Annotated in this window: 21 protein-coding genes and 3 pseudogenes; 14 read left to right on the top strand and 10 right to left on the bottom strand. The window is 68.3% G+C overall.

The window, feature by feature from the left end:
• Positions 1-21: 21 nt before the first annotated feature.
• Entirely contained in the window at positions 22-459 is a 438-nt protein-coding gene (locus ACHL_RS10515; protein ID WP_043793963.1) for a DUF1003 domain-containing protein, read from the top strand.
• Between the two features lie 60 nt (positions 460-519).
• Here the strand turns inward: ACHL_RS10515 and ACHL_RS10510 are convergent, their stop codons facing one another.
• The 3 genes from ACHL_RS10510 to ACHL_RS10500 form a co-directional block, all read right to left on the bottom strand.
• Positions 520-1,020 carry a GyrI-like domain-containing protein gene (locus ACHL_RS10510; RefSeq protein ID WP_015937274.1) on the bottom strand — a complete coding sequence of 167 codons (501 nt, stop codon included), beginning with the start codon at positions 1,018-1,020 and terminating at the stop codon, positions 520-522.
• An 87-nt stretch (positions 1,021-1,107) separates the two neighbouring features.
• Positions 1,108-1,467, bottom strand: coding sequence for a DUF5655 domain-containing protein (locus ACHL_RS10505; protein ID WP_015937273.1), 360 nt, complete (start codon positions 1,465-1,467; stop codon positions 1,108-1,110).
• Between the two features lie 26 nt (positions 1,468-1,493).
• Positions 1,494-1,964, bottom strand: coding sequence for a pyridoxamine 5'-phosphate oxidase family protein (locus tag ACHL_RS10500; protein WP_015937272.1), 471 nt, complete (start codon positions 1,962-1,964; stop codon positions 1,494-1,496).
• A 133-nt stretch (positions 1,965-2,097) separates the two neighbouring features.
• On the opposite strand from ACHL_RS10500, the gene ACHL_RS10495 reads away from it, so the two are divergent.
• From ACHL_RS10495 to ACHL_RS10465, 8 genes and pseudogenes are all read left to right on the top strand, one after another.
• A complete protein-coding gene (locus ACHL_RS10495) occupies positions 2,098-2,568 on the top strand; it encodes a pyridoxamine 5'-phosphate oxidase family protein (protein ID WP_015937271.1) in 471 nt (156 codons plus the stop codon).
• On the top strand, positions 2,540-4,516 hold the full coding sequence (locus tag ACHL_RS10490; RefSeq protein WP_015937270.1) for a heavy metal translocating P-type ATPase: 1,977 nt from the start codon (positions 2,540-2,542) through the stop codon (positions 4,514-4,516). Before ACHL_RS10495 ends, ACHL_RS10490 begins: the two co-directional genes overlap by 29 nt.
• Before the next feature lie 47 nt (positions 4,517-4,563).
• Positions 4,564-5,025 carry a universal stress protein gene (locus ACHL_RS10485; RefSeq protein WP_043793962.1) on the top strand — a complete coding sequence of 154 codons (462 nt, stop codon included), beginning with the start codon at positions 4,564-4,566 and terminating at the stop codon, positions 5,023-5,025.
• Positions 5,025-7,570 (top strand): annotated as a pseudogene (locus ACHL_RS10480) (cation-translocating P-type ATPase). The gene ACHL_RS10485 and the pseudogene ACHL_RS10480 overlap by 1 nt, the downstream one beginning before the upstream one ends.
• 54 nt (positions 7,571-7,624) lie before the next feature.
• Positions 7,625-10,039 (top strand): phosphoenolpyruvate synthase, encoded by a 2,415-nt coding sequence (ppsA, locus tag ACHL_RS10475; protein WP_015937268.1) that lies wholly within the window; start codon positions 7,625-7,627, stop codon positions 10,037-10,039.
• A 42-nt stretch (positions 10,040-10,081) separates the two neighbouring features.
• A complete protein-coding gene (locus ACHL_RS10470) occupies positions 10,082-12,379 on the top strand; it encodes a beta-phosphoglucomutase family hydrolase (protein WP_244266458.1) in 2,298 nt (765 codons plus the stop codon).
• A gap of 19 nt (positions 12,380-12,398) precedes the next feature.
• Positions 12,399-13,274, top strand: coding sequence for a glycosyl hydrolase family 65 protein (locus ACHL_RS24690; protein ID WP_244266457.1), 876 nt, complete (start codon positions 12,399-12,401; stop codon positions 13,272-13,274).
• A pseudogene (locus ACHL_RS10465) lies at positions 13,271-14,295 on the top strand (ATP-dependent 6-phosphofructokinase). Before ACHL_RS24690 ends, ACHL_RS10465 begins: the two are co-directional and overlap by 4 nt.
• Positions 14,296-14,302: 7 nt before the next feature.
• On the opposite strand, the gene ACHL_RS10460 reads toward ACHL_RS10465, so the two are convergent.
• From ACHL_RS10460 to ACHL_RS10450, 3 genes are all read right to left on the bottom strand, one after another.
• Positions 14,303-16,717, bottom strand: a complete 2,415-nt coding sequence (locus ACHL_RS10460) for an HAD-IC family P-type ATPase (protein ID WP_015937267.1) — start codon at positions 16,715-16,717, stop codon at positions 14,303-14,305.
• On the bottom strand, positions 16,678-17,544 hold the full coding sequence (locus ACHL_RS10455; RefSeq protein ID WP_015937266.1) for a universal stress protein: 867 nt from the start codon (positions 17,542-17,544) through the stop codon (positions 16,678-16,680). The genes ACHL_RS10460 and ACHL_RS10455 overlap by 40 nt, the downstream gene beginning before the upstream one ends.
• Positions 17,545-17,616: 72 nt before the next feature.
• Positions 17,617-18,075 (bottom strand): pyridoxamine 5'-phosphate oxidase family protein, encoded by a 459-nt coding sequence (locus tag ACHL_RS10450; protein WP_015937265.1) that lies wholly within the window; start codon positions 18,073-18,075, stop codon positions 17,617-17,619.
• A 256-nt stretch (positions 18,076-18,331) separates the two neighbouring features.
• Between ACHL_RS10450 and ACHL_RS10445 the strand changes: the two are divergent.
• Positions 18,332-19,983: pseudogene (locus ACHL_RS10445) on the top strand (GAF domain-containing protein).
• 15 nt (positions 19,984-19,998) lie between these two features.
• Here the strand turns inward: ACHL_RS10445 and ACHL_RS10440 are convergent.
• Positions 19,999-20,679, bottom strand: coding sequence for a response regulator (locus ACHL_RS10440; RefSeq protein WP_015937264.1), 681 nt, complete (start codon positions 20,677-20,679; stop codon positions 19,999-20,001).
• A 231-nt stretch (positions 20,680-20,910) separates the two neighbouring features.
• Between ACHL_RS10440 and ACHL_RS10435 the strand changes: the two genes are divergently transcribed.
• Positions 20,911-21,360 carry a universal stress protein gene (locus tag ACHL_RS10435; protein ID WP_015937263.1) on the top strand — a complete coding sequence of 150 codons (450 nt, stop codon included), beginning with the start codon at positions 20,911-20,913 and terminating at the stop codon, positions 21,358-21,360.
• Positions 21,361-21,399: 39 nt separating this feature from the next.
• Here the strand turns inward: ACHL_RS10435 and ACHL_RS10430 are convergent, their stop codons facing one another.
• The 3 genes from ACHL_RS10430 to ACHL_RS10420 form a co-directional block, all read right to left on the bottom strand.
• The gene (locus ACHL_RS10430; RefSeq protein ID WP_015937262.1) at positions 21,400-21,858 is read right to left on the bottom strand and encodes a universal stress protein; all 459 of its coding nucleotides are present in this window, start codon (positions 21,856-21,858) and stop codon (positions 21,400-21,402) included.
• Positions 21,859-21,914: 56 nt separating this feature from the next.
• Positions 21,915-23,459 (bottom strand): DUF4389 domain-containing protein, encoded by a 1,545-nt coding sequence (locus ACHL_RS10425; RefSeq protein WP_015937261.1) that lies wholly within the window; start codon positions 23,457-23,459, stop codon positions 21,915-21,917.
• A 79-nt stretch (positions 23,460-23,538) separates the two neighbouring features.
• Entirely contained in the window at positions 23,539-24,405 is an 867-nt protein-coding gene (locus ACHL_RS10420) for a universal stress protein (RefSeq protein ID WP_015937260.1), read from the bottom strand.
• A gap of 255 nt (positions 24,406-24,660) precedes the next feature.
• Here ACHL_RS10420 and ACHL_RS10415 point away from each other — a divergent pair, with 255 nt between their 5' ends.
• From ACHL_RS10415 to ACHL_RS10405, 3 genes are read left to right on the top strand one after another with little or no spacing between them, the layout of a single operon-like run.
• Complete coding sequence (locus ACHL_RS10415; protein ID WP_244266456.1) at positions 24,661-24,861, top strand: hypothetical protein; 201 nt, start codon at positions 24,661-24,663, stop codon at positions 24,859-24,861.
• Entirely contained in the window at positions 24,858-25,382 is a 525-nt protein-coding gene (locus ACHL_RS10410) for a mycothiol transferase (protein WP_015937259.1), read from the top strand. Before ACHL_RS10415 ends, ACHL_RS10410 begins: the two co-directional genes overlap by 4 nt.
• Positions 25,375-26,271: a ribonuclease Z gene (locus ACHL_RS10405; RefSeq protein ID WP_015937258.1), complete on the top strand. Its 897-nt coding sequence runs from the start codon at positions 25,375-25,377 to the stop codon at positions 26,269-26,271. Before ACHL_RS10410 ends, ACHL_RS10405 begins: the two co-directional genes overlap by 8 nt.
• Positions 26,272-26,282 lie beyond the last annotated feature (11 nt).

The following is a 26,282-nucleotide window of genomic DNA, read 5'->3' as shown; positions in this document are numbered from 1 at the left end:
GCTGACGCATACCCTTGGCTCATGAGCGAGCGCAGAACTACGTGGCACGCCCGGCACAAGGAGGGCCTTAGCCGTGGCGAACGGGCGGCGGACGTCCTCCGGAACGGGATGGGCAGCTGGACATTCGTGGGTTTCTTCATGGCCTTCATGGCGGCGTGGGCTGCCGTGAATACCTACCTGCTGACGGCCACTGCCTGGGATCCGTACCCGTATATCCTCCTGAACCTCTTCCTCTCCATGCTGGCGGGCCTGCAGGGCGCCATCCTCCTCATCGCCGCCAAACGGCAGGATGCGATAGCTGCTGCCATGGCACGGCACGACCTTGAAACGGACATGCAGTCCAAAGGGGAGATCGACCGGCTGATGGCCATCAACCGCCAGCAGCTTGAGTTGCTGGAGGAGCTGCGGACGCTTCTGGAACAGCGGAGTACGACGCCGGAGGGCGGGGGCCGCTCCTAGGCCTCCGCGGGTGCGCGGTGCTGTCCGGCGGGGACCGGCATCGGGATCCGCGGATGTGAACTAGCCGGTCCGGCCGGCTACCGGCCAAACGACCCTGGTCTGCCACGTGGCCGGGTCCGGTTCCTTCTCCGGGTCGCTGAGGTAGTACTCCCACATGGTGTCGGCGGGGATGAGCCCGTCAGCCTGCATCTGCTGCTGGATGGCTCCGTATGTGTGCTGGAGGGTGTCGTAGGGGCCGCTGTGGAGCGCTTCCAGGGCATCGGTTTCCGGCAGCGTTCCAGCTTCGACGCCATCGGCCGTCGTGAACCCTCCGGCGATGGGGAAACCGGCCTCAACGTCCACCGTTTCGCCGGGCATGCCGTGGTAGCGCGCGAACGGCGGCCCGGCGGGGGCGGCTCCCTGCCGCTGCGCTGCCGCCATGACACTTGCGAAGGCGCGGCCGAAGAATTCCGGGAGTTCATCCATGCGGACCTGTTCACGGACGACGGCGACCGGCTGCTCTGCGAGGTGCACTTTCCTCGGCGGCAGGCCGGCGTCGCCGTTGGTGCTGGAGTTGTTCATGGCACCATGGTGCCGCGCGTACTGCCGGGCCCGTGAGGGCCTTAGGCCCCTAAAGCGGGGGCGCCCTGTGGCGGACAGGAGAACGCATTAAGCCGCAAAGTCGAAGGCCTGGCGCATCCAGGCGGCGACCGTCGCGTCCACCTGGCCGGCGTCCGTGATTTCTAGGTGGTGCATCCACATACCCGGGGATGGATGGGCGATCTGCTTGAACCGTGGGGATGCGGCCTCATAAGGAAGGGCCAGGGACAGGACCACGGGAACCTCTGACCTCACGTACGCACCCGGCCGCCACAGAAAGGCGAAGCCTCGCCGCCGACGAAACGACACCTGGCTTTTGGAGGCACGTTCCTCGACGTTGCCGAAGGATGAAGCGATGCGGCTGACCTCCCGGTAAACCTCGAGGGCCTCAGGGGAACCGGCGAAGAAGCGGTCCACAGTCCATGACACGCCTCCGGGCTCCGGGCGGGCGGCGGCTATTCGAGCCCTGCCCGGGTGGCGTCGTCCAGCGTCGTCCGCCAGGTCCCTGTTGCGGACAGGGTGAACTTCCTGCCGGTTACAGACTGGGGAACGATGCGGATCAGGTGCTCCTGGCCAACACCCTGCCAGGGGAACAGCCCGCGGCGGGTCTCGTTGAGCGAGGTCCCCGAGGCGTCGTCCTGGACTGCTCTGCCTTTGACTACAACACTCCATGCCAGCCCGAACTCGCCGCTCACGCTGTCAGCTTCGAGGGCAACCAGCGAGTTCGCTTCCATGGCATCGAGCTTGGTTCCGCTGCCGGTGCGGAACAGCACGCCGCCGCCGTCGGGCTTGAAGCTCACCGGAAAGACGTCAGGCTGGCCATCAACAACCACGGCGAGGCGTCCAACGCTCGTGTTCTCCAGCAAGCGCCAGCATTCGTCGGCATCGAGGATTTCAGCTTCGGGCACCATGTTCTTGTCGGTCATGTCCAGATCCTAGAAGCCCGGCCGGGGTACCAACAGGGCCCAAAGACCGTAAGGTGCCGTGCACCCGCCAGCACGGTACGCCCGGGCCGTAATGCCCTAGCGCCGCGACTCTGCGGCCACTACCGTCAGGTCCATGCACAACAGATCAGCGGCTCCGGAGATGGAAGTGCTCAGCCCCGATGACTGCTGGGACCTCCTGCGCGAAGTGTCGGTGGGCCATCTGGCAGTCCTGGTGGACGGGCATCCGGAAATCTTCCCGGTCAACTACAAGGTGGACAACACTGCCCTGGTGTTCCGCACCGGCGAGGGAACAAAACTGGCCGCCCTGGCCGGGGACGCCGCCGTCGCCCTCGAAGCTGACGGCACCGGCGGCGAGCCGCGGCGGGCCTGGAGCGTGGAGGTCAAGGGCCGCGCCCAGATCCTGGAACCGTCCCCTGACCTGATGAAGGGCCCGGGGCTTGTCCTTTTTCCGTGGCAGGCGGGACCCAAGGACCACTTTGTGCGGATCGTCCCCCGGTCCGTGACCGGCAGGCGGTTCGTGGTCACGTCCCCGCTGACGTGGTGGAACCACCTGGATGATGCCCCGCGGGCGGACCTTGCCTAAGGGACAGCCGACCCCGCCGGGCGTGATCGCAGGGCCCGGGACGGCCGGCGACAGCCCGGCACCGGGCGATCCACTGCTGGCCAGGATGCAGGCCCGGGTCCGCCTGTATCCCCTGGTGTTCCTGACCTGCCTCGTGCTCGCCGCCACCCTGGGGCTGCTGCTCGCCGGGCGGGAGGAACCGGCGCGGCTGGGTGCCTCCGCCTATGCAGCCCTCGTGGCGATGTTCCGTGCGGTGGCGATGATCAGGTCCCTCCGCGAGGGCCGCTGGGGGATCGACGTGCTGGCGCTCATGGCCATCGCGAGCACGGTGGCGGTAGGCGAATACTTGGCGGCGCTGGTGGTCATCCTCATGCTGGCCGGCGGCGAGGCGCTGGAAACCTTCGCCCAGGGCCGCGCCGTCCGCGAACTGAGGTCCCTGCTGGACCGGGCTCCCCGCTACGCCCACCGGGAAACTGATGGATCGATACTGGAGGACACCCCCATCGGCGAAGTGCTGCCGGGCGACATCCTGGTGGTGCGCCCCTCTGAACTGGTGCCGGTGGACAGCGAGCTCCTGTCCGCTGCGGCCAGCATGGACGAATCGTCCCTGACCGGCGAGAGCCTGCCGGTGGAACGGGTGCGGGGGGACCTCCTGCTCAGCGGCTCGGTCAACGGCGAGGCAGCCATCAGGGTGCGGGCGGCGGCCACGGCGGCCGACTCACAATACAGCCGCATCATCGCCCTGGTGGAGGAGGCTTCCTCCAGCCGGGCGCCGGTGGTGCGCCTCGCGGACCGGTACGCCGTTCCCTTCACCGCGCTCGCGGTGGCCATGGCCGCCACCGCCTGGATCCTCTCGTCAGACCCCGTCCGGTTTGCCCAGGTCCTGGTGGTGGCCACGCCGTGCCCGCTCCTGATCGCCGCACCCGTGGCATTCCTGGCCGGCACCAGCCAGGCCGCCCGCAAGGGCATCATTATCAAGAACACCGGCACCCTGGAGCAGCTGGCCCGGGCCCGGACGGCGGTCTTCGACAAGACCGGAACCCTCACCTCGGGACGCCCCGTCCTGGACACCGTGCAGGCGGCACCCGCCGCGGGATCCGGTGCCGGGCCGGCCTTTGATCCTGCGCGCATCCTGCAGCTGGCTGCTTCCGCGGAACAGTACTCCTCCCACGTCCTGGCGGCCTCCGTCATCGAGGCGGCCGCCAAGCGCAACCTGGAGCTCCTGCCGGTAACGGAAGCCACCGAGCATGCCACCCACGGTGTGCAGGCCGTCTGCGGGGGTGACACCGTGGTGGTGGGCAAGGCCGGCCTGGTGAAAGCGGCGGCCGGGTTCCGCGACGCGTCGATCCGCAGTGGCCAGCTGGCGGTGCACGTGGCCATCAACGGGACCTACGCCGGAGCGCTGATCATGAAGGACCCGCTGCGGGACAACGCCGTGGAAACGCTTGGCCAGCTGCAGCGGCTGGGGGTCCGGCACACCGTGCTGCTGACCGGCGACGCCGGCGCCACCGCCGCACACATCGCCAGGGAAGCCGGCATCACCAGGGTGCAGGCGGACTGCCTGCCGGAGGACAAAGTCCAGGCCGTGGCGGCCGTCCGGGAGCGGCCCGTGATCATGGTGGGCGACGGCGTCAACGACGCGCCGGTGCTCGCGGCAGCGGACGTGGGCATCGCCATGGGCGCCAAGGGCGCTACAGCTGCCAGCGAATCCGCGGACGTGGTGGTGATGCTCGATGACCTCTCCAGGGTTGCCCTGGCAGTGGCCATCGGGCAACGCACCATGTCGGTGGCCCTCGTCAGCATCTGGACAGGCATCGGACTAAGCGTGGGGCTGATGGCCGTGGCCATGACCGGTTACATTCCCGCCGTCACCGGCGCCCTCCTCCAGGAGCTCGTGGACTTGGCCACCATCCTGAACGGGCTCCGGGCCCTGCGCGGAGCCACCGTGCGGCCGTCCACGCCGGCATGACCTTTGGCACTTCCGGGCCGCCCGCCGTCGTGGCGAATGTATTGGATATGAACGAAGAATCAGCTTCCCGGCCCGTCATCGTGGGTGTTGACGGCTCCGAATTCTCCTCGGCTGCCCTCCGGTACGCCGGAACCCTCGCCGCCGGGTTGGGCGCCAGGCTGGAGGTCATCACCTGTATCGGCATGCCTGATTACCTGGTGGTATCCAGTCTTGAGAGCAGCGAGCACCCGTTGACGGCCGGGCTGGAGGACACCGCCAGGCGCCTGGTGGAGGACGCCCTCGGCCGGGCATTTACCGGCCACCGCCCCACGGCCATCGACGTGACGGTCAGGTTCGGCGCGCCGGGCAAAGTTTTGGTGGAAGAGAGCAAGCGGGCGCAGCTGCTGGTGGTGGGCAGGCACGGTGAAGGAGGCTTCCCCGGTACATCCATGGGCTCCGTCAGCAAGGCCTGCGCCGCACGCTCCGTGTGCCCGGTGGTCCTGGTGGGGCAGGAGCCGGACAGCGTGTGATGGCCGCTGCAGGCCTCACCACCGAGCGGGCAGCGGAACTGCTCAGACGTGCCGGACCCAACGTCCTCCCGGGTGAGAAGCCCGTCCCGCAGTGGCGCAAGCTCTGGGCGGAGCTGACCCACTTCTTCGCCCTCATGCTCTGGGTGGCCGCCGCCCTGGCCTTCGTTGCGGACATGCCGCAACTGGGGGTGGCGATCATCGTCGTCGTGATCGTCAACGGCGTGTTCGCCCACATCCAGCAGGAACGCGCCCAGCACGCCGCGGCCAGGCTGCGCGGCCTGCTGCCCGCCGACGTCCGCGTCCGGCGGGACGGACAGGTCCGGACCGTCCACGCCAGTGACCTGGTCATAGATGACGCGGTGCTCCTGACCGCCGGCGACCGGGTCCCCGCCGACGTCATCCTGCTCACGGCCGCGGCCTGTGCCGTTGATGAATCCATGCTGACCGGCGAAAGCGTGCCGGTCCCCAAAACGGGCGGCGACCCCGCCTGGGGCGGCACCTTCCTGGTCAACGGCGACGCCGAAGCCACCGTTACCGCCACGGGTGCCAGCACCCGCCTGGCCGGGATCGCCGCACTGACCAGTGCTGCCGTTCCGCCGCCCACGCCGTTGTCCCTCGAGCTGCGCCGGATTGTGCGGCTGGTGGTGCTGGTGGCCCTGGGCATCGCCTGCCTGTTCTTCCTGGTCTCCCTCGTGGCGGGAATCGCTTGGCGCGACTCGTTCCTGTTCGCCATCGGAGTGGCCGTTGCGCTCGTCCCGGAAGGCCTGCTGCCCACTGTCACCCTGTCCCTGGCGATGGGCGCCCAGCGGATGGCGGCCAGGAACGCACTGGTACGCAACCTGGAGGCCGTTGAAACGCTGGGGTCCACCACCTTCATCTGCACCGACAAGACGGGGACCCTCACCCAGAACAGGATGAACGCCGTCAAAGTCCACACACCCGCCGGAACCATCCAGGTGGCAGGGGAGGGATACGGACCCGCCGGAGCCGTGCAGGGCGACGGCCAGGAAGCGGCGGCAGAGGCGGCGCTCGCCGCCCGGGCGGCATCGCAGGGCCGCGCAACGGCGAGTGGCAGGCTTCCGGCGACCCGATGGAGGCAGCGATCGATGCGCTGGCGCAGCGGCTCGCGGGCGGCCCGGTGTCCGGGACGCCGCCCGCGCGACGGCTCGCGTTTGACCCCGTACGACGCCGGGAGTCGGCCATTGTGGGCCAGGACCTGTTCTGCAAGGGCGCACCGGAAGCGGTGCTGCCGCTATGCGCGGGCGTCACCGCAGGCACCGCCGGCGAGGTCGGGGCGATGGCGTCCGGCGGCCTGCGGGTCATTGCGGTGGCGCGGCGGAACCTGGCCGGCCTGGCCGGTGACACGATGACGATGCCCCCGGAAGAGCTGGAACGCAGCATGGAACTCCTGGGGCTGATTGGCCTGCATGACCCGCCGCGGCCCGGCGTGGGTGACGTCATCAGCACAGCCCGCCGGGCCGGGCTCAAGCTGGCCATGATCACCGGTGACCATCCGGCCACGGCGGCGGCAATCGCCCGCGAGATTGGCCTGGCCGGAACGCCGGAGACGGTGGTGGAAGGCTCCGGCCTGCCGGAGGACGAACAGATGCTGGGGGCGTTACTGGACCGGGACGGCATCGTGGTCAGCCGGGTGTCGCCCGAGCAGAAGCTCCGGGTGGCCAAGGCGCTGCAGTCACGCGGCCATGTGGTGGCGATGACCGGCGACGGCGTGAACGACGGGCCCGCCCTGCGGGAAGCGGACATCGGCGTTGCCATGGGCCTGGCCGGAACCGATGTGGCCCGGGAAGCCGCAGACCTGGTGTTGCTCGATGACCACTTCGCCACCATCGTGGCGGCCATCGAACAGGGCCGGGCAACGTACGCCAACATCCACCGGTTCCTGACGTACCACCTGACGGACAACGTCGCTGAGCTGACGCCCTTCGTCGTGTGGGCGCTTTCGGGCGGCCAATTCCCGCTGGCGCTCGGGGTGCTGCAGATCCTGGCGCTGGACATCGGCACCGACCTGCTGCCGGCCCTGGCACTGGGTGCCGAAGCTCCGGGCAAGCGTGTTCTGTCCCGGCCGCCGGACCGGCGGCACCTGATGGACCGGCACCTGATGGTGCGCGTGTTCTGCGTGCTGGGCCCGGTCGAAGCCGCCGTTGAAATGGCTGCCTTCTCTGCCGTGCTGTTCGCCGGCGGCTGGACCCGCGGCGGGCCTCCTGAACCGGGGCTGCTCCTGGCGGCGTCGGGCACGGCCTTCACGGCGGTGGTGCTTGGACAGCTGGCCAACGCCTTTGCCTGCAGGAGCGCCACGGTCATGCCGTGGCAGCTTGGCTGGGGAACCAACAGGTTGCTGCTGTGGGCCGTGGCGGCCGAGCTGGCGGTCCTGGCAGCATGCCTGTTCATCCCGCCGGCCGCTGGCCTGCTGGGACAGGCCCCGCCCCCGCCGGTCGGTTTGCTGGCCGCGTCCCTGGCCATCCCTGCTGTCCTGGCGGCTGACTGGATTTACAAGGACGCCAAGCCCCGCTGGGCCCGGCGGTGACGCCGGGGACCTAAGACCCTGCCCCGGGGTGCCGGACCGGCCCAGAATCAAGGCATGACTGCTCCTTCCGCGACCTCCGCCACCCGTGTCCACGTCAAATGGTTCAGCGACACCGGGATAGGGGACATCGCCTCGGTGGGGGGCAAGAACGCGTCGCTCGGAGAGCTGAGCAGGTCGCTGCAACCGGCCGGGGTCAAGGTGCCCGAAGGGTTCGCCACCACCGCTGACGCCTACCGTTCCTTCCTGGAACACAACGGACTGGAGCCCCGCATCAGGGACTGTATTGCCGGCTACCAGGAGGGCCGGACCACGCTCCGGCAGGCCGGTGCGGCCATCAGGGAACTGTTCCTGGCCGCCGGCTTCCCGGACGGTATCGCCGCTGAAATCCGTGAACACTACCGGGACCTCTCACAGCGGGCCGGCCAGGAGCAGGTGCCGGTGGCGGTGCGCAGCAGTGCCACCGCCGAAGACCTGCCGGATGCCAGTTTCGCCGGCCAGCAGGAGACCTTCCTCAATGTCTCCGGGGAACGGGCCGTCCTCGACGCCTGCCGGCGCTGCTACGCCTCGCTGTTCACTGACCGCGCCATCAGCTACCGGGACATCAAAGGATACGGACACCTCAATGTCGCACTGTCGGTAGGGATTCAACGCATGGTCCGCTCCGACGTCGGGGCCTCAGGAGTCATGTTCTCCATCGATACCGAATCAGGCTTTCCCCACGCGGTGCTCATCAGCGCAGCCTGGGGGCTGGGCGAGACGGTGGTGCAGGGAACCATCAACCCGGACAAGTACCAGGTGTTCAAACCGCTGCTCGCTGACAACCGCTTCACCCCGGTCATCGCCCGGGAAACCGGCGCCAAGGAACGGAAGATGGTTTACAGCCACGGCGGCAGCGCCCTCACCCGGATGGTGGACACCACCGAACGCGAGCGCACCGCCCTGGTGTTGACGGACGCCGAAGCTGTCCTGCTGGCACGGTGGGCAACCGCCGTGGAGCAGCACTACGGGCGCCCCATGGACATGGAATGGGCCAAGGACGGGCTGACGGGCGAACTGTTCATGGTCCAGGCCCGGCCCGAAACGGTCCAGGCGCGCCGCAGCAGCTCAACGTTCCGGACCTATCACCTCCAGCAGCAGGGCCATGTCCTCGCCACTGGGGCAGCCGTGGGGGACAGCATTGCCAAGGGCGCGGTCTGCGTCATCCGGGACGCGAAGGACATCGAGTCATTCACCGACGGATCCGTCCTGGTCACCCGGATGACCGATCCGGACTGGGTTCCCGTCATGAAGCGTGCCGCCGGCATCGTCACGGACCATGGCGGACCCACCAGCCACGCAGCCATCGTGAGCCGTGAACTGGGCGTACCGGCCGTCGTCGGAACCGGCAACGCCACGGACACCCTGCCCCACGGCGCCCCCATCACCCTGTCCTGCGCCGAAGGGGAGGAGGGCCGCGTCTACGAGGGGCTGCTGGAGTACACGGTGGAGGACGTCGACATGGACCGGCTGCCCGCCACCCGGACGGATGTGATGGTCAACATCGGCAGCCCCGCCGCGGCTTTCAAATGGTGGCGGCTTCCCGCTGCAGGCGTTGGCCTTGCCCGGATGGAGTTCATCATCAGCAATTTGATCCGCATCCACCCCATGGCCCTGGTCCATCCCGAGCGGGTGGCCGACGACGAGGCCGCCCTCATCCGCCAGCTCACCCGCGGCTACGACGACCCCCGCGAATACTTCGTGGACACCCTGGCCACCGGCATCGCCAAGATCGCTGCCCCGTTCCATCCCAAGCCCGTCATCGTCAGGCTCAGCGATTTCAAGTCCAACGAGTACAGCCACCTGATCGGCGGCCGGTCCTTCGAACACCCCGAGGAAAACCCCATGCTCGGGTTCCGCGGTGCCTCCCGCTACTACAGCGAGGACTACCGCGAAGGGTTCGCCCTCGAATGCCGCGCCCTCAAAAGGGTGCGCGAACAGATCGGCTTCGCCAACGTCGTCGTGATGGTCCCCTTCTGCCGCACCGTCCACGAAGCCGACCAGGTGATCGAGGCCATGGCCAGCCACGGCCTGGTCCGAGGGGAAGCGGGACTGCAGCTCTACATGATGTGCGAAATCCCGTCGAACGTGGTGCTGGCGGACCAGTTCGCCCGGCGGTTCGACGGTTTCTCCATCGGCTCCAACGACCTCACCCAGCTGGTGCTGGGGGTGGACCGGGATTCCGAACAGCTTGCGGGGCTCTTCGACGAACGGGATCCGGCCGTCAGCGCCATGATCGCCGAGGCCATTTCCAAAGCCCATGCGGCAGGCATCCGGATCGGCATCTGCGGCCAAGGCCCAAGCAACCACCCGGAGCTCGCCGAATTCCTGGTGGGCCAGGGCATCGATTCGCTGTCCCTGAACCCGGACACCTACCTCCGAACGCTGCCCGTCATTGCCGCCGCCGAGCAGCGGCTGGGCCGGCGGGCCTAACGGCACTGTCTGCCCCGGACCCACTGCTGATAGCACTGTCCTATGACCGGCTCTCCCACCGCAGCTGCCGCCAGGCCGCCGTTTGACGCGGTCATCTTCGACCTCGACGGAGTCATCACCAACACCGCACTGCTCCACCAGGCCGCCTGGAAGGAAACATTCGACCGCATCTTCCAGGACCCGCGGATCCCGGCAACGGCTGACCGCACGCCAATGTCCCCAGCCGATTACCGGACATTCATCGACGGGCTGCCCCGCGAGGAGGGCGTCATGAAGTTCCTGGCCGCCAGGGGAGTGGCGGTGGACCGGGGAACGGACCACGACCAGTCCGGCGCCTGGACGGCCTACGGACTCGGGGCCCTGAAAAACCGGCTGTTCCTCGAACACCTGCGCAGGGACGGCGTCAAAAGCTATCCGGGCACCATGCAGCTGCTGCACCGGCTGGCTGACGCCGGGGTGCCCACTGGCGTGGTGACCTCCAGCCGCAACGCGTCCTTCGTCCTGGATGCGGCCGGCATCGCGGACCTCTTCAGCGTCATCCTCGACGGAACAGCGGCCGCCAACCTGGGGCTGCGGGGCAAACCTTCGCCCGATGTCTTCCTGGCCGCTGCGTTCAGGCTGGGCGTGCCACCGTCCCACGCCGTGGTCATTGAGGACTCGGTGGCCGGCGTCCAGGCCGCGCGGCGCGGCGGATTCGGGCTGGTGGTAGGCATTGACCGCAGCGGCACCCGGCGTGGACTCGAAGCGGCAGGCGCCGGCGCGGTCCTGAACGACGTGGGGGAACTGGACCTGGGACTGGTGCTGGGCGATCCCTGGCACCTGGTCTTCGAAGGATTCGACGCCGACCACGAGGGCCACCGCGAAGCGCTTACCACCCTGGGCAACGGCTACCTGGCCGTCCGGGGCGCAGCGGCGGAAGGTGGCCCGGCCAGCTACGCCGGCATGTACCTTGCCGGCGTCTACAACAGGGCCGAAGCCGAAGCAGGCGGAGAGACGGTAGTAGAGGAACACCTGGTCAACGCTCCGGACTGCCTTCCCCTCGACCTGAGGCTGGAAGGCGGCCGGTGGTGGTCCGCCGGCGGCATGACCCTCCTGCACGAGCGGCGCTCGCTGGATCTGCGCAGGGCGGTGCTGGAGCGGCGCCTGCTGCTCCAAACCACCGATGGTAAACGGCTGGAGGTGGTCCAGACCCGCTTCGCGTCCATGGCCGAGCCGCACCTGCTGGTGCTGGACATGCAGGTGACGGCGCTGGGCTGGAGCGGCGCGGTGGAGGTGCGCAGCGGAGTGGACGCCGGGGTCCGGAACGCCAACATCCCCGGCCCGGCGGCCGGTCCCGGGGTCCACCTGGCGGATCGCACCGGCGAGCGCACCGCCTTGGACGACGAACCCGGTGACGTCCCGGACGACGGGATCACCGTCGTCGAGGCGGAAACGACGCAAAGCCTGGTGCGGATCGCCGTGGCTTTCCGCACCCGGGGACCCGGCATCGCGGCCGGGGGAGCCGCGGGCCGGGACGGGGCGCTCCACTACCGGGCCTTCCGGATGGCGCTCGCCGACGGGAATCCGTCAACAATCACCAAGACTGTCGCCGTTGTGACCTCCAGGGACCGCGCCATCTCGTCGCCGGCATCGGCAGCCCGGTGGGTGCTGCGCCGCGCGGGCGATGACCCGGGAGGGCTCTTGGCCGCCCACCTCGACGCGTGGCGCCGGGAGTTGGCGCCCTACCTGGTGGAGATGGACGCGCCGGGGCAGGTGCGGCTGGTCCTGAACCTCCACATCTTCCACGTCCTGCAGACCCTGACCCGCCATACGGCTGAACTGGACGCCGGCGTCACCGCCCGCGGGCTCCACGGCGAGGGGTACCGCGGCCATGTTTTCTGGGATGAGCTGTTCGTGCTGCCGCTGGTGACGCTGCGCACTCCGGACGTGGCACGCGCCCTCATCGACTACCGGTGGCGCCGGCTGCCGGCAGCCCGCCACGCCGCCGCCCTGGCGGGCTGCTCCGGAGCGAAGTTTCCCTGGCAGAGCGGAAGCGACGGGACCGAGGAAACGCCCACCTGGCTCTACAACGACCGCTCGGGCCGGTGGGTCCGGGACTACTCGCACCTGCAGCTTCACGCCGGCCTGGCGGTGGCTTTCAACGCCTGGCAGTACTACCAGGCCACCAACGACAAGCCGTGGCTGCTCCGGCGGGGTGCTGAACTGGTCATCGACGTTGCCCGGTTCTTCGCCTCCCGAGCCGAGTTCAGCCAGGACACCTCCCGCTACCACCTCAGGGGCGTGGTGGGGCCGGACGAATACCACACCCGGTACCCCGGAAACCGAGCCGGGCCTGGATGACAACGCCTACACCAACGTGATGGCTGCCTGGGCCTGCCTGCGGGCGGCGGACATCGTTGCCATTTTCCAGGGCGAAGAGCGGGCTGAACTGGCAGCCCGGCTGGCCATCCGCGCCGAAGAAGCCGCCGCCTGGGAACAGGTGGGCCGGGCGTTCTTCGTGCCGTTCCATCCCGACGGCGTCATCAGCCAGTTCGCCGGCTACGGGCAGCTCGACGAACTGGACTGGGACCGCTACCGGGAAACCTATAACAGCATCGAGCGGCTGGACCTCATCCTGGAAGCCGAGGGCGATGACACCAACCGGTACAAGCTCGCCAAGCAGGCCGATGTCCTCATGCTTCCCTACCTCCTCGGCCAGGAAGGGCTGACCGGGCTCCTGGCCGAGCTGGGGTACACGTTCACCGCGGAGCAGCTGAACCTGACCATCGAGTACTACCTTGGCCGCACAGCCCACGGCTCCACCCTGAGCCGCGTCGCCCATGCCTCAGTCCTCGCCGCACTCGACGCTGACCGGGCCTGGGACAGTTTCCGTGAAGCGCTCGACGCCGACCTGGACGACACCCAGCACGGCACCACCCGGGCGGGAATCCACCTGGGCGCCATGGCCGGGACCGTGGATGTCATCCAGCGCAGCTTCGCCGGGCTCAGGCTGAGCGGGGAAACCATCATTTTCTCGCCCAGCATGCCCACGGGACTGCGGAGCGTCGCCTTCCACATCCGGTACAGGGGCCACCACCTGAACATCAGGCTCAAGGGCGGGCATCTTCATGTCGAGTCTGCAGCCGGGGACGCTGCACCGATCAGCGTGCGGGTCAACGGCAGGGACACAACCCTGATGCCGGGCCAGGCCGGCAACTTCCGGCTCGCGGCCGCCGCCGATCCGGCCCTGCCATGAGGCGCCTCGGCATCCTGACCAGCGGAGGCGACTGTCCCGGCGTGAACGCCGTGATCCGCGGGGCCGTCCTCGCCGGAGACATCGTCCACGGCTACGGGTTCGTCGGGTTCAGGGACGGCTGGCGGGGAATCCTGGAACAGGACGTTGTCCCCCTGCCCCGGCACAGTGTCCGCGGCATCTCGCGCCTGGGCGGCACCATCCTCGGAACGTCCCGTACCAACCCGCTGCACGACGGCGGAGTGCAGGCGGTCCGGGCCGGATTCCGGCGCAACGGCCTGGACGGGCTCATTGCCATCGGCGGCGAGGGGACCCTGGCTGCCGCCAGGGAACTGTGCAGCCACGGACTGCAGGTCATTGGCGTCCCCAAAACCATCGACAACGATCTCGGCGCGACCGATTACACCTTCGGCTTCGACTCGGCGGTCCAAACGGCAACGGAAGCCATCGACAGGCTGCGGACCACCGGGGAATCGCACCACCGGTGCATGGTGGCGGAGGTGATGGGACGCAACGCCGGATGGATTGCGCTGCACGCGGGCATGGCCGCCGGCGCCCATGCCATCCTGGTTCCGGAGCATCCCGTAACGCTGGACCAGGTTGCCGCCTGGTCATTTCCGCCCGCGGCCGCGGGCGGGCGCCGCTGGTAGTGGTGGCCGAGGCCTTTACCCCGACCGGACAGGATGCCCCCTACGCTCCCCGTGGCCTGGACACGTTCGGCCGGCCCCGGCTCGGCGGTATCGGGCGCCAGCTGGAGGAGAAGCTGCAGGTCATGACAGGTATCGAGACCCGGGCCACCGTCCTCGGACACATCCAGCGCGGCGGTGAGCCCACCGCCTACGACCGGGTGCTCGCCACCAGGCTGGGCATTGCCGCCGTGGAGGCTGCGGCCAACGGCAGGTGGGGGACCATGGTGGCCCTGCGGGGCACGGACATTGTGCCCGTCGGGCTGGAAGAGGCGCTGGGAACACTGAAGCTGGTCCCCGAGCAACGGTACCTGGAGGCAGCTGTCCTGTTCGGCTGACCGCCGGTCACGGAGACCCCTGGGCTCCCGGCAGCCGGCGGGTCCGCGTCAGTGCCGCGATCGCCTGGACCGCCGCGCTGCCGGCCAGGCCAGCGGCGGCCGATACGGCCAGAAGGTCCGGCGGCGGCCATTCAAGCCGGAGGAATTCGGTGGCCACCGGCACGGTGAACAGCAGGAAAAGGCCCACGTACATGCCGGCAAGGATCAGCCCCTTGGTCCAGGTGAGCGGGCGCGAGGCCGTGACGAGGATCCAGGACGCCAGCAGGGCAAGGGTGATGACCGCGGCAGACTGGCCGGCAGCTGTTCCCGCCAGGCCGATGGTGCCTGCGTACCCGCTGACCCCGGCCACGCACAGGGCTGCGCAGAGTCCTGCGGGCAGCGAAAAGGACAGGGACCGCCGCAGGAATCCGGGCGTGTACCGCTCTCCGCCGGGCTGCAACGCCAGGAAGAACCCGGGAAGCCCGATGGTGAGGCCGTCGAGGATGGACAGCTGCCGCGGCAGGTAAGGGAACGGCCACAGGAGCGCTGCGAAGACGAGGGAGATGGCGGTGATGTAGACCGCCTTGCTGAGGAAGACCACGGAGACGCGCCCCACGTTGCTGATGGCCCGCCGCCCCTCCGCAACAACTGCCGGCAACCTGTCGAAGCGTCCGTCCAGGAGCACCAGCCGGGCAACTGCCTTCGTCGCCGGCGACGCCGTGTCCATGGCGATCCCCAGATCAGCCTCCTTCAGCGCCAGAACGTCGTTGACGCCGTCCCCGGTCATCGCCACCGTGTGGCCGCGCCGCTGCAGCGCCTGCACCATGTCGCGTTTCTGTGCCGGGGTGACGCTGCCAAAGACGTCGTTGTCCTCCATGGCCTGTTCCAGGAGGGCAGGGGCTGCGGGAAGGTTGCGGGCATCGCAGGCTCCGGTACCACCCATTCCCACGGTGCGGGCAAGGGCGGCCACCGTACGCGGGTCGTCGCCGGAGATGATCTTCAGTGCCACTCCCTGGCCACGGAAGTAGTCGAGCGTGGCCGCCGCATCCGTCCGGATGTCTTCACGGAAGGTCAGCAGCAACGCCGGTTCCAGGATGTCCGGGAGGCCGCCGTCTGCCGCTCCCGGCGGCAGGGAACCCGGCACGTGCGCCAATGCGAGCGTCCGCAGCCCCGTGGCGGCCAGGGCCCCGGCCTTCCGGTGCGCCTCACCCAGCCGGGCAGCAGGTCCGAGGACGGCGCTGGGAGCCCCCAGCACCCAGCTCCCGCCAGCCCGGCCCGTGGGGGGAAAAGTGACCGAACTCCATTTCCTGGTTGAGTCGAACGGTACGGACGAGGATTCGGCCAGGAGTCCGTTTCCGTGGAAGGCGGCCCCAATGGCCGCTGCCGTGGTGCTGGCTTCCGGCCTGGATCCAAACCACGCCAGGGCATCCTTCCATCCATCGGCAGGTGGCGTCCCGGTATCGTGCAGCGCGTCAAAGGCGATGGCACCTGTAGACAACGTCCCGGTCTTGTCCAGGCACAGGACATCAACCCGTGCCAGTACCTCCACGGCTGCCAGTTCCTGGACCAGGACCATGTGCCGGGAGAGCCGCAAGCCGCCCACCGCGAAGGCGACGCTGGTCAGCAGGACCAGGCCGAGGGGAATCATGGCTATCAGGCTCGCCACCACGCCCACCACGGCCGGTACCCAGCGGCCGGAACTTACGGCCACGGCCCAGCCGCCCGCATCCTGAACCTGCGCGTTCGCGACGAGTACCGCCGTCGGGAGCAGCAGCCAGGTGATGACTTTGAGGACCCTGTCCAGGCCGGTGCGGATCTCGGAAGTGACGAGGGAGAACCGCTTGGCCTCGGCGGCGAGCCGTGCGGCGAACGTTCCTGCCCCCACCCGGGTTACCACGGCCCGCGCGCTGCCGGCCAGGATCAGCGATCCGGACAGCAATTCCGCTCCGGCGATTTTGGGTACCGGCTCCGACTCGCCCGTCAGGAGCGACTCGTCCACCTCAATGAAACCGTCGTCCAAGAGCCGCAGGTCCGCCGAAACCTGGTCTCCGGCGCTGAGCAGGACGACGTCGTCGGGAACCAGGTCCTGTGCCGGGATCCACTGGGGGACCCCGTCCCGGATGACCCTGCTGCGGGCGGCATGGAGGATGGCCAGGCGGTCAAGGGATTTCTTGGCCCGGTACTCCTGGATGATGCCGATTAGGGCGTTGCCCAGGGCGGAAAAGCCAAACAGCGCATCCCGCCACTGGCCAAGGACGAACAGGAGAATGAAGCTGCCTGCCACGATGCCGTTGAACAGGGTGAGCACATTGGCCCGGACAATTTCCCACAGGCTGCGGCTTGTGGCGGCAGGTACGCTGTTCGTTTCGCCCCTGGCAGTCCGTTCCGCGACCCCTGCCGAGCTCAGGCCAGCTTCTTCAGCCTGGTGATGACGGTGGGGCATGGCGGCTGGGCCAGGACGGCGTGGGCGGTGGACCCCAACAGGAGCCTGCTGAAGCTGCCGCGGCCACGGCTGCCCAGCACCAGCAACCTCGCGTTGGCAGCGGCACGGACCAGCGCATCGGCGGGCTCCATGACGGTCTCGAGGACATCGTGCACCACCAATCCGGGGTAGTCCTGGCGCAGTCCGGCAACGGTCTCTGAGAGGACCACCTGTTCCTCCTCAACCACGTGCCGGGCGAAACTGCCGGACGGAAGCCCCGCCCTGATCCACCGGTTGGGACCCGTGAAGGCGTAAAGGACCGTGAGCTCTTCACCCAGCGCGTCGGCCTCGGAAGCCGCGAATGCCACAGCCTGGGTGGCCTGTTCGGACCCGTCGACGCCAACCACGATGCCCCTGCCATCAGCCTTCCTCGGGCCGATGACGGCCACGGGGCAATCGGCGACCGCTGCTGCCTGCAGGGCGCGGTCCGTCATGGCACCGCGGGATTGCCCGCTGCTGCCCAAAACCAGCATGGACGCTTTTCCGGAGTAGCGGCCCAGGGAGGCGCCGATGCTGCCCTCCAGCATTTCGTGCGAAACCTCCAGGCCCGGTGCCTGGCTTCGGACCCGGTCAGCGGAGTTCTTCAGCAGGTCCTCCCCGGAGGTGCGCAGCACATCGATATAGGGGAGCGCTTCGAGTGCTTCGCCCGCCATCCAGTGGTCATCCAGGACTGACAGGAGCACCAGCGGCAGCCGGAGCCGTGCGGCGCGTGCAGCGGCCCATGCCAGCGCTGCCCGTGATGCTTCGGACTCGGTAATGCCGACGGCGATGGGCTTGGTGGTCTCCATGGCTGACCTTCCTTTGGGGTGCCTGGGTGGGGTGCATGGGTGGGATGCCGGGGGATGGGTTGCAGGAAAGAGTCAGCGTTCGCCGGCTGGTTCCTGCGGGGCCCAGCGGGACGGGGGAGCGATGACGAATCGCCTTCCGGTGACTTCGGCGGGCGTGACGCGGACCAGCCTGTCCTTGGCCCCGGATTGCCAGGGGGAAAGGCGGCCGTCGCTGGCCTCCCGTTGCGATACGGCGTCGTCCGCTGCTTCGGCGTGTCCTTTGAGCACCACGCTCCAGGCTATGGTGCCGTACTGGTTGAATCCGTCGGCCTCCAGGGATACGGGCTGGCCGTCCGCCAGCGAGTCCAGTCTGGTTCCCTCGCCGGTGCGGATGAGCACCGTACCGTTACTCGGAACAAAGTTGACCGGAAGGATTTCCACCATGTCCCCGTGCGGGAAGGCGATCCTGCACACCGGTGTCGACTGCAGGTACTCCCAGCAGTCATGAACACCCAGAATTTCCGCTTCCGCTTCGACAGCACCTGTATCCATGGCCGTAGCTTAGGTCCGGGAATACGGTCAGGGTAGGGAAGAAGGTCCCGGTGCCTGAATTATGCGGGCCGCGGGCATTCCCCGCCCCTTGATCCTCTCCTAGGATGGTGCCACGCCCTCTGTCGCGTGCCCAGGCGCAGGCGGGTCGGTCCGGGGATGCACCACCCTGGACGCTGCACAGCTGCTGGAAGCCTGCAATGGCGCAGACCGCTTCAACAGGAGGTTCGATGTGAGTACTGAGCCGTGGCGTTCGCCAATGCGGGAGCGCGCCGAAGACCTCCTTCGCGACTTTGTCTCCCGCGCCGACGAACTGCTGCAGACCCAGGACAGGATGAATGGCCTGCTGTCCGCCGTCATGGGCCTGGCCGAAGACCTCAGCCTCGAAACCGTGCTCGACAGGCTTGTCCGCTCTGCCTGTGAACTGGTGGGCGCGCGCTACGGTGCCCTGGGCGTCATTGGGGAAGACCGCAGCCTCAGCCACTTCATCACCGTCGGCATAGATGAGCAGGGCATCAGGTCCATCGGGGACCTCCCCACCGGCCACGGCGTGCTGGGACTACTGATCCGGGAGCCGCGGCCGCTGCGCCTCCACGACCTGGGCCAGCACCCCATCGCTTCCGGTTTCCCCCAGAACCATCCGCCCATGAAGACCTTCCTCGGCGTCCCGGTGCGGGTTCGCGACGTCGTCTTCGGCAACCTCTACCTCACGGAAAAGAGCGGCGGGCTGGATTTCACGCCCGAGGATGAGGATCTTGCTGTGGCGTTGGCCGCCGCTGCCGGCGTGGCCATCCAGAATGCCCGCCACTTCGATGACAGCAGACGCCGGCAGAAGTGGCTGGAAGCCGGGATGGAACTGAGCAGCCGGCTTATTGTCACGCCGAGGCCCGGCGACGCGGAGAACCTGGACCTGGTGTCGGAGACCGCAATGCGGGTTTCGGATTCAGCCCTCGCCGTGATCGCTGTGCCCGCCGGTGACGGCGCCCTGCGCTGCCGTTCCTCCCTCGGCGTCCAGAGCCTGCAGGCGGGCCGGGAGATCAAGGCATCCGGCGTCGTCGACGATGTCATCAGGACAGGGAAGTCCGTGATGGTGCGGAATCCCCAGCAGGTCTTTGACGACGGTGTCGTTGAGAAGCTTGGCCCGGTGCTGGTCTGTTCGCTTGGCCACAGCGGAAGCGACAATGGCGTATTGATTCTTGCCCGGCCATCGGCTTCAGGCCCGTTCACCCAGGCAGAGGTGGAGTCCAGTTCGTTGTTCGGCAGCCGGATCGGGCTGGCACTCGACCTTGCCCGGGTCCACGCCCTCCGTGAACAGAACCTCCTGTTCACGGACGGGAACGGATAGCCCGCGATTTGCACGACCTGGTGATCCAGCGCCTGTTCGCCGCCGGCCTGAGCATCCAGAGCCTCCGCCGCTATACACCGGATCCGGTGGCCCATGAACGGATCGCCGCGGTCACCGCCGAACTGGACGACACCATCCGGAAGCTCCGCGACACCATCTACTCGTTGCGCACCGGCGGCAACCAGGAACCCCTGACCGGCCGCATCCTCAAGGTGTCCGAAGAAACATCCCGGGGTTACGCCGTCGCGCCCAACGTCGGCTTCAGCGGCCCTATTGACGACACCGTCCCTGAGGACGTGGCTGGCCATCTGCTCTCCGTCCTGTCCGAAGGCCTGAGCAACGCCGCGCGCCACTCCGGGGCAGCAGAGATCCGCGTGGCGGTGACCGCCTCCGGGGATGATGTGGAGCTGGTCATTTCGGACAACGGCCGCGGCTTCGAAGAGCCGGCGCTGACCAGCGGGCTTACCAACATGCGGCACAGGGCGGAGATGCTGGGCGGCACCTGCAGCATCGACAGCGAACCGGGCAAGGGGACCCGGGTGCGGTGGCGTGTCGGGCTGACCTGACGGTGCCCGGCAAAGTCAGTGCGCTTCCTGGCTGTTCCTGGTGACGAACACGGCCGCCTGTGTCCGGCGTTCGAAGCCGAGCTTGGCCAGGATGGAGGAGACATAGTTCTTGACGGTCTTCTCGGCAAGGAACAGTTCATCGCCGATCTGGCGGTTCGTCAGGCCCTGCCCCACCAAAGCCAGCACCTTCTTCTCCTGCGCGCTTAGCCCTTCCATCCTCGGGTCCGTGGGGGTCCGGGTCAGCCCGGAGACAATCCGTTCCCGCACCCCGGGCTCAAACAGGGAAGCGCCGGTGGCGGCCTTGCGGATACCGGCCAGGAGGTCATCGCTTTTGATCTGCTTGAGGATGTAGCCCGCAGCTCCGGCGAGGACGGCTCCCCGGATGGCCTGTTCGTCGTCGTAGCTGGTCAGGATCAGGCAGTTCAGCCGCGGATCGAGGGAACGGACGTCGCGGCAGACCTCGATGCCGGTGCCGTCCGGCAGGCGGCCGTCCAGGATGGAGATGTCCGGCCGAAGCGCCGGGATCCGGCGGGTGGCCTCGGCGGCCGATCCGCTTTCGCCCACCACCACGAACCCTTCACCTTCCAGCAGGTCCTTCAAACCCTGCCGGACAAGTTCGTGGTCGTCGAGGATGAAGACGCGAAGCGGTTCCTGCGGATTTGCAGCTTCCCCCGAGCCAGTCTCAAGCCTTTGCACGTTACGCTCCCATTTTCATAAGGACCCCGCCTGCACCCGCTGCGCTGTGCGGGCAGCCCCCTGGAGGGGCCACCACCATTCTTGCTTCCGTTGACCGCGGATAAAAGGGACCAAAGTCGGAAAGTGCCTGATCTTGTGGCGGCCGCCCGGTGACCAAAGGCCCTACCCGGCCGTCTGCTCCATCAGCAGTGTTGGAACAGACGTGCATCGGCGAAGGGAACGGAGCCCGCCATGGAAGCCGGCAAGGGGCGGCCCAGGATCATTGTGGGCGTGGACGGATCGGGCGCCTCGGTTCAGGCCCTGCGTACGGCCCATGCGTTGGCGGGGCCGCTGGACGCCGCTGTGGAGGCGTGGGCGTGCTGGGATGTTCCGGCCGGTTTCGGGCTGTACCTGGCCGTTGGCATCGACGGATTCGAGTTCGCGGCGAAGCAGGCCCTCCAGCAGGCGCTCACTGATGCGTTCGGAACGGCGGTTCCCTCTGAGATCCGCGGGCGGCTCCTGCGGGGCAGCGCGGCGCACCTCCTGATCGACGGCAGCCGGGAAGCTGCGCTTCTGGTTGTCGGCCGGCACGGGCACGCCGGCTTCGTCCCGGGCTCGGTGAGTTCCGCCTGCGTGAGCCATGCGCACTGTCCGGTGTTGGTGGTTCCGGCCCGGGTGGAAGCGGCCGACGGCGGGCGTTGACCTGTGTCGCGTTCCGCAGCGTCCTGTTCCGCGCCGCTGTCACGCCGATTCCGCGGGTGCCTCCGGCGTGTGCACCACCAGAACGGGGCAGTGTGCATGGGCCACCAGCGCCGAGCTGACGGAGCCCAGGAGCAGGCCGCCGAAGCCGCCGTGCCCGCGCCGGCCCACCACCAGCAGGTCAGCGTCGCGGCTGGCTTCGATCAGTGAATCCCGGGGGTGTCCGCGGACAAGGTTGGCCACGACGTTCGACGGCGTTTGGTCACCGTAGGCGGTCCTGACCGACTCGTCGAGGATCTGGCCGGCCCGCTCTTCGAATCCCTCGATGCCCATCAGCATGTAGCCGGAGTAGGCCTGCGGGTAGTCCCAATAGGCATGGGCCTCGACTTTTGCGCCGAGCGGCACCGCCAGGCGCTGGGCTTGCCGCAGCGCCTCGATGGAGGCCTCCGAGCCGTCCACTCCCACCACGATCCGTCCGAACTGTGCTCCGGCAGAATCCATCTCAACTCCTTATGGTGCGGTAATCCCTACGTGGCGTCCTGCCCGGGCAGGACGGGCTAGGGCTGGGGTGTTGCGTCCGTTCCAGGTACGGGCAGTTCCTGCCCGGCCGGTTGCGGTGCCTGCGGCGGCGCTTCCCCGGGCCCCTGGTCCAGCCGGAAGGGCGGATATTCGTCCCGCATCAGCGCCGTGTAGGCCATCACGCGGTAGATCCAGCGATTGATGCCCATGACCAGGTCGAACAGCGGGCGCAGGTAGCGGCCGGTGAAGAGCAGGGCCACCACGGCAACCAGGACCAGGATCCCCAGCAGCGAAATCCCGGTGCTGCGCTCATACGTGGTTCCCAGATCCGTGGTTTCCGCCCGCCACGTCCAGGCCGTGCCGGCGAGGGCAGCCACGATCAGCAGGTGTGGGATGGCCAGCAGCCACCACTTGACCAGTACCAGTCCCCGGGAAAGCCGCTCCGGGTAGTCCACGTCGAAGTCTGCTGGATAGTCGGTGTGCGCCAGGGTGAAGGGCGGATAGCGGTCCGTGCCGGCGGCGGCATAGGCGTAGAACGCCACCCTCCAGTTCCAGCGCATTACGCCGACGTTGAAGTTGAAGAGCGCCCTCGGGTAGCGGCCGGTGAAGAGAATCGCGAAACCGGCCACAATTGTGGTCACTGCGAAGGCAAACCACAGGAAGACAAGCACCACGAAGTGCGGAATCGCCAGGAACCACTTGACCAGCCACAGGCCCCTGGAGAGCCCTGGGTCCAGCTCACCGGAAAGCCGCGCCGGGTAGGGTGCCCGGTCCGCCAGTCCGGCAAGGTGCTGATCCTGCTGCTGCGGTGGGTGCCCGTGCTGTGCCGCCGGATAGCCGGGTTGCGGATTGTAGCCGGGCCGGGGTCCGTAGCCGGGGTTCGGTGCGCCTGGTTCCCGGGTGGGCGGGCCGGTGTGGCGGCCCAGGCCCATGGCCCCGAAGACCAGCAGCGGAACACCGACCACCAGGGCAACGGCACCGCCTGCCAGCAGGCCTGTGGCCGCCGGCCGGATCAGTTCAGACCGGGCCCCGGCCTGCAGCGTTGCTGCCACACCCTCGCTCGCATCGGCATTCATCAGGACAATAGACCAGTTCCCGGCCGCGAGGTCCCACGTGAGTTCCTGTTCGCCGGGGCCGGTTGCGGATGCGGCCCAGAATGTTTGCCGGGCAGGTGCTGCGGGGACGGCGGTTCCCGGTATGTCGCGGTACTCGGCCCGGAACGGCTGCATTTCGACGTCGAGCAGTTCAGAATGGTAGACGCCGGACAGGTACTTCTCGACGTCGGTCCGGGACGCGATCCCGATGAAGATGTCCTTGGCGGGGTCCACCGGGGCCGCCCGCAGCCGCAGGGTCCCCAGGTCGAACGGGAGGCGGGGCGGAACGCCCTCGCCGATGGCATCGAGCTGGGGAGAGGTCAGCGCGTGGGAGGCGACTGACAGCCGCGCCGTTCCGGAGGTAAGGAAGCCGTCACCCTGCGCGGACCCCACCGCCATGGCGACGGCGCCGCCGGCGAGCGCTGTGAGGCCTACCAGCGAAAGGAGGATCCCCAGGATGAGCATGATGATTGCTGCGGTTTTTCTCATGGTGTCGCCCCTGGAACTGATGGTGCGGACAATGTGGATTGCGGAACCCGGCCCTTGCCTGGCCGGATTGCGCCACAGGTCAGGCCTTGTTCTTGCCGGCCTGGATCCGTGTGATGACTGTGGGGCAGGGGAGGTGCTTGAGCACCCCGTGGGCAGTGGAACCCAGCAGCAGCCGCTTGATGCCGCCGCGGCCGCGGCTTCCCACCACCAGCATCCGTGCTCCGCTTGCCGCGTGGACCAACGCGTCAACGGGGTCCCGTTCCGTGTCCATCACCCGGTGCACTTTCAGGTCGGGGTAGTCCGCTTCGAGGCCCGCCACCGTCTCGGAGAGGACCACGCGTTCTTCTTCGGAGACCATCTCGGCCAGGCTGGCCGGGGCCAGCCCTGCATCCGTTACTGGGTCCGGCATCCTGACGGCATAGACAACTGTGAGTTCGTCGCCCTCCCGGTCGGCCTCCGCAGCAGCAAAAGCAACAGCCTTCGTAGCCTCCCGGGAGCCGTCGATTCCGACCACCACCCCGGACCGTCCGGCAAGGTCATGGGTCCCGACCACCGCCACCGGCACCTTGGCGGAGGCCGCGACCTGCAGGGCCCGGTCTGCCAGGGTTCCGCCCAGGTGTCCGGAGCCGGAGCCGATCACCAGCATCGACGCCTTGCCCGAATACTTCGCCAGCGATCCGCCCACGCTCCCTGTCAGGAGCCGGGTGGTGACCGTGGCCGGTGTTGCTCCCCGGACGCGCCCTGCAGCAGTTTTCAGCAGTTGGTCTCCGGCCTCTTCAAGGACCCCGAACCAGGGATAGGGTTCGGCCACCCAGCGGTCGTCCACGACGTGGAGGACGGTCAGCGGTACCCCGGACTTTTCGGCCCGGTGCGCGGCCCACAGCACCGCCGCCTGGCTTTGTGCCGAGTCATTGGTGGCAACGGCGATCGGTTTACGTGATGTCATGGCCGGCTTCCTGGTCTTTCATGTGGAGTTATGGGCGGACTCGGGAGGCGGTGGCCGTGCCCGGCGTGGCGCGGCAGCAGCACGTCTCCTTGCCTTCAAGGGTGGCCGCCGGACTCCTGCCGTCTGTAGGGCCGAAAGTCACGGCTATCGGGGGACAGTTCCCACCCCAAGGAGTGCTCAGTATGCCTACTATTGTCTGGCGGTACCGTTCTACGCTGCACCAGGCCCGGTGCAGCCCTAAGGAAAGGCGTGAGCATGAGTGAACAGAACGTCCCGGAGGATGGCCTGGAAGTCGTTGACGAAAATGACGTGCTGCTCGATGAAACACCGGGAAGCGCAGCGTCACAGGAGCTCGATCCCGTACACGGAGAACCTGACAGCTATCCCGGCGCGGCCGAAAACGATCCGGACCACTGGCAGGAAGACCCGCTGCTGCAGGATGAAACCGGCCAGTGACATCCAACGCACTCCTTCAGGATGCCTTCGTGCGCATCAGTGATGCCGTGGCGGAAACGCTCGAGGGCCTGGATGACGAAGCCCTGCACCATCGCCCGGACGGCACCGGCAATTCCATCGCCTGGCTCGTCTGGCACCTGGCCCGGGTGGAGGACGCCCAGGTTGCCTCCGCTGCCGGCCGCGAGCAGGTGTGGACGCACGGGGGTTTTGCTGCCCGCTTCGGCCTTCCGCTGAATGAACGGGACACCGGCTACGGGCATACCAGTGGGCAGGTGGATTCGGTCCGCGCCACGGCAAGCCTGCTGGGGGACTACTACGACGCCGTCCACCGGCAGACCGTGCAGGTCCTCGGCGAACTGGCAGACCAGGACCTTGACCGGACCGTGGACACCACCTGGGACCCTCCGGTCACCTTCGGCGTCCGGCTTGTCAGTACCCTCGCCGACTGCCTTCAGCACGCGGGCCAGGCGGCCTACGCGAAAGGCTTGGCTGCTGGCGGCCACGGCAGCGGCCGTGCGTGAACTGGTGGTCCTGGGCACCGCATCGCAGGTGCCCACCCGTACCCGGAACCACAACGGGTACCTGCTGCTCTGGGACGGGGAGGGGCTGCTTTTCGATCCCGGTGAGGGGACGCAGCGCCAGATGATCCATGCCGGAGTTTCGGCGACGCAGGTCACAAGGATCTGCCTCACCCATGTCCATGGCGACCACTGCTTCGGACTCCCCGGCGTGCTGTCCCGGATGGTGCTGGACGGCGTCAACCACCCGGTCCACCTCCACTACCCCGCTGCCGGGGAAGACGTAGTGCGGGCCCTGGTTTCCGTCAGCACGCCCGGCCTGGACCTGAAGCTCCATCCCCACGGCGCCGCCGGTGAGGTGGCAGACGGCCTCCACATCCGGCCGCTCAAGCACCGGATCGAAACGTACGGGTACCGGCTTACCGAGCCCGGGGGCCGCACGTTCCTGCCCCACCTCCTTGCGGCAGCGGGCATCGCGGGGCCGGACGTTGGCCGCCTCCGGCGCGAAGGTGCCCTTGCCGGCGTCGGACTCGCCGATGTCAGCGTTCCGCGCCCCGGGCAGCGCTTCGCGTTCGTCATGGACACGGCCCCCTGCGATGGTGCCGAAGACCTTGCCGACGGCGCCGACCTTCTGGTCGCCGAGTCCACCTTCAGCGATGACGACGGCGGGCTGGCGGGGGAATACCGGCACCTCACCGCCGGGCAGGCCGGGGATTTGGCGGGGCGCGGCAGCGTCCGGACGCTGGTGCTCACGCACTTCTCGTCCCGGTACGGCAATGATGTCAGCCTCTTGGCCCGGCAGGCGTCCGCCCGCGCCAACGGTGCCACCGTGATCGCTGCCGAAGACCTGCAGCGCATCCGCCTTCCAAACCGCCGCGGGGGCTCGCAATGACCGCCGCGGGG

This window comes from Pseudarthrobacter chlorophenolicus A6, assembly GCF_000022025.1.
GTDB lineage: Bacteria > Actinomycetota > Actinomycetes > Actinomycetales > Micrococcaceae > Arthrobacter > Arthrobacter chlorophenolicus.
Note: the sequence above shows the minus strand (reverse complement) of the source record. Positions and strands in the feature narration are given on the sequence as shown.

Excerpts from the sequence above, each read along its gene's own strand:
- ACHL_RS10415 (WP_244266456.1), top strand. The coding sequence starts at position 24,661 with ATGAGTGAACAGAACGTCCCGGAGGATGGCCTGGAAGTCGTTGACGAA.
- ACHL_RS10460 (WP_015937267.1), bottom strand. The coding sequence starts at position 16,717 with ATGCCCCACCGTCATCACCAGGCTGAAGAAGCTGGCCTGAGCTCGGCA.
- ACHL_RS10490 (WP_015937270.1), top strand. The coding sequence starts at position 2,540 with ATGATGCCCCGCGGGCGGACCTTGCCTAAGGGACAGCCGACCCCGCCG.
- ACHL_RS10455 (WP_015937266.1), bottom strand. The coding sequence starts at position 17,544 with ATGGAGACCACCAAGCCCATCGCCGTCGGCATTACCGAGTCCGAAGCA.
- ACHL_RS10500 (WP_015937272.1), bottom strand. The coding sequence starts at position 1,964 with ATGACCGACAAGAACATGGTGCCCGAAGCTGAAATCCTCGATGCCGAC.
- ACHL_RS10420 (WP_015937260.1), bottom strand. The coding sequence starts at position 24,405 with ATGACATCACGTAAACCGATCGCCGTTGCCACCAATGACTCGGCACAA.
- ppsA (WP_015937268.1), top strand. The coding sequence starts at position 7,625 with ATGACTGCTCCTTCCGCGACCTCCGCCACCCGTGTCCACGTCAAATGG.
- ACHL_RS10450 (WP_015937265.1), bottom strand. The coding sequence starts at position 18,075 with ATGGATACAGGTGCTGTCGAAGCGGAAGCGGAAATTCTGGGTGTTCAT.
- ACHL_RS24690 (WP_244266457.1), top strand. The coding sequence starts at position 12,399 with ATGGCTGCCTGGGCCTGCCTGCGGGCGGCGGACATCGTTGCCATTTTC.
- ACHL_RS10425 (WP_015937261.1), bottom strand. The coding sequence starts at position 23,459 with ATGAGAAAAACCGCAGCAATCATCATGCTCATCCTGGGGATCCTCCTT.
- ACHL_RS10495 (WP_015937271.1), top strand. The coding sequence starts at position 2,098 with ATGCACAACAGATCAGCGGCTCCGGAGATGGAAGTGCTCAGCCCCGAT.
- ACHL_RS10435 (WP_015937263.1), top strand. The coding sequence starts at position 20,911 with ATGGAAGCCGGCAAGGGGCGGCCCAGGATCATTGTGGGCGTGGACGGA.
- ACHL_RS10485 (WP_043793962.1), top strand. The coding sequence starts at position 4,564 with ATGAACGAAGAATCAGCTTCCCGGCCCGTCATCGTGGGTGTTGACGGC.
- ACHL_RS10510 (WP_015937274.1), bottom strand. The coding sequence starts at position 1,020 with ATGAACAACTCCAGCACCAACGGCGACGCCGGCCTGCCGCCGAGGAAA.
- ACHL_RS10430 (WP_015937262.1), bottom strand. The coding sequence starts at position 21,858 with ATGGATTCTGCCGGAGCACAGTTCGGACGGATCGTGGTGGGAGTGGAC.
- ACHL_RS10470 (WP_244266458.1), top strand. The coding sequence starts at position 10,082 with ATGACCGGCTCTCCCACCGCAGCTGCCGCCAGGCCGCCGTTTGACGCG.
- ACHL_RS10515 (WP_043793963.1), top strand. The coding sequence starts at position 22 with ATGAGCGAGCGCAGAACTACGTGGCACGCCCGGCACAAGGAGGGCCTT.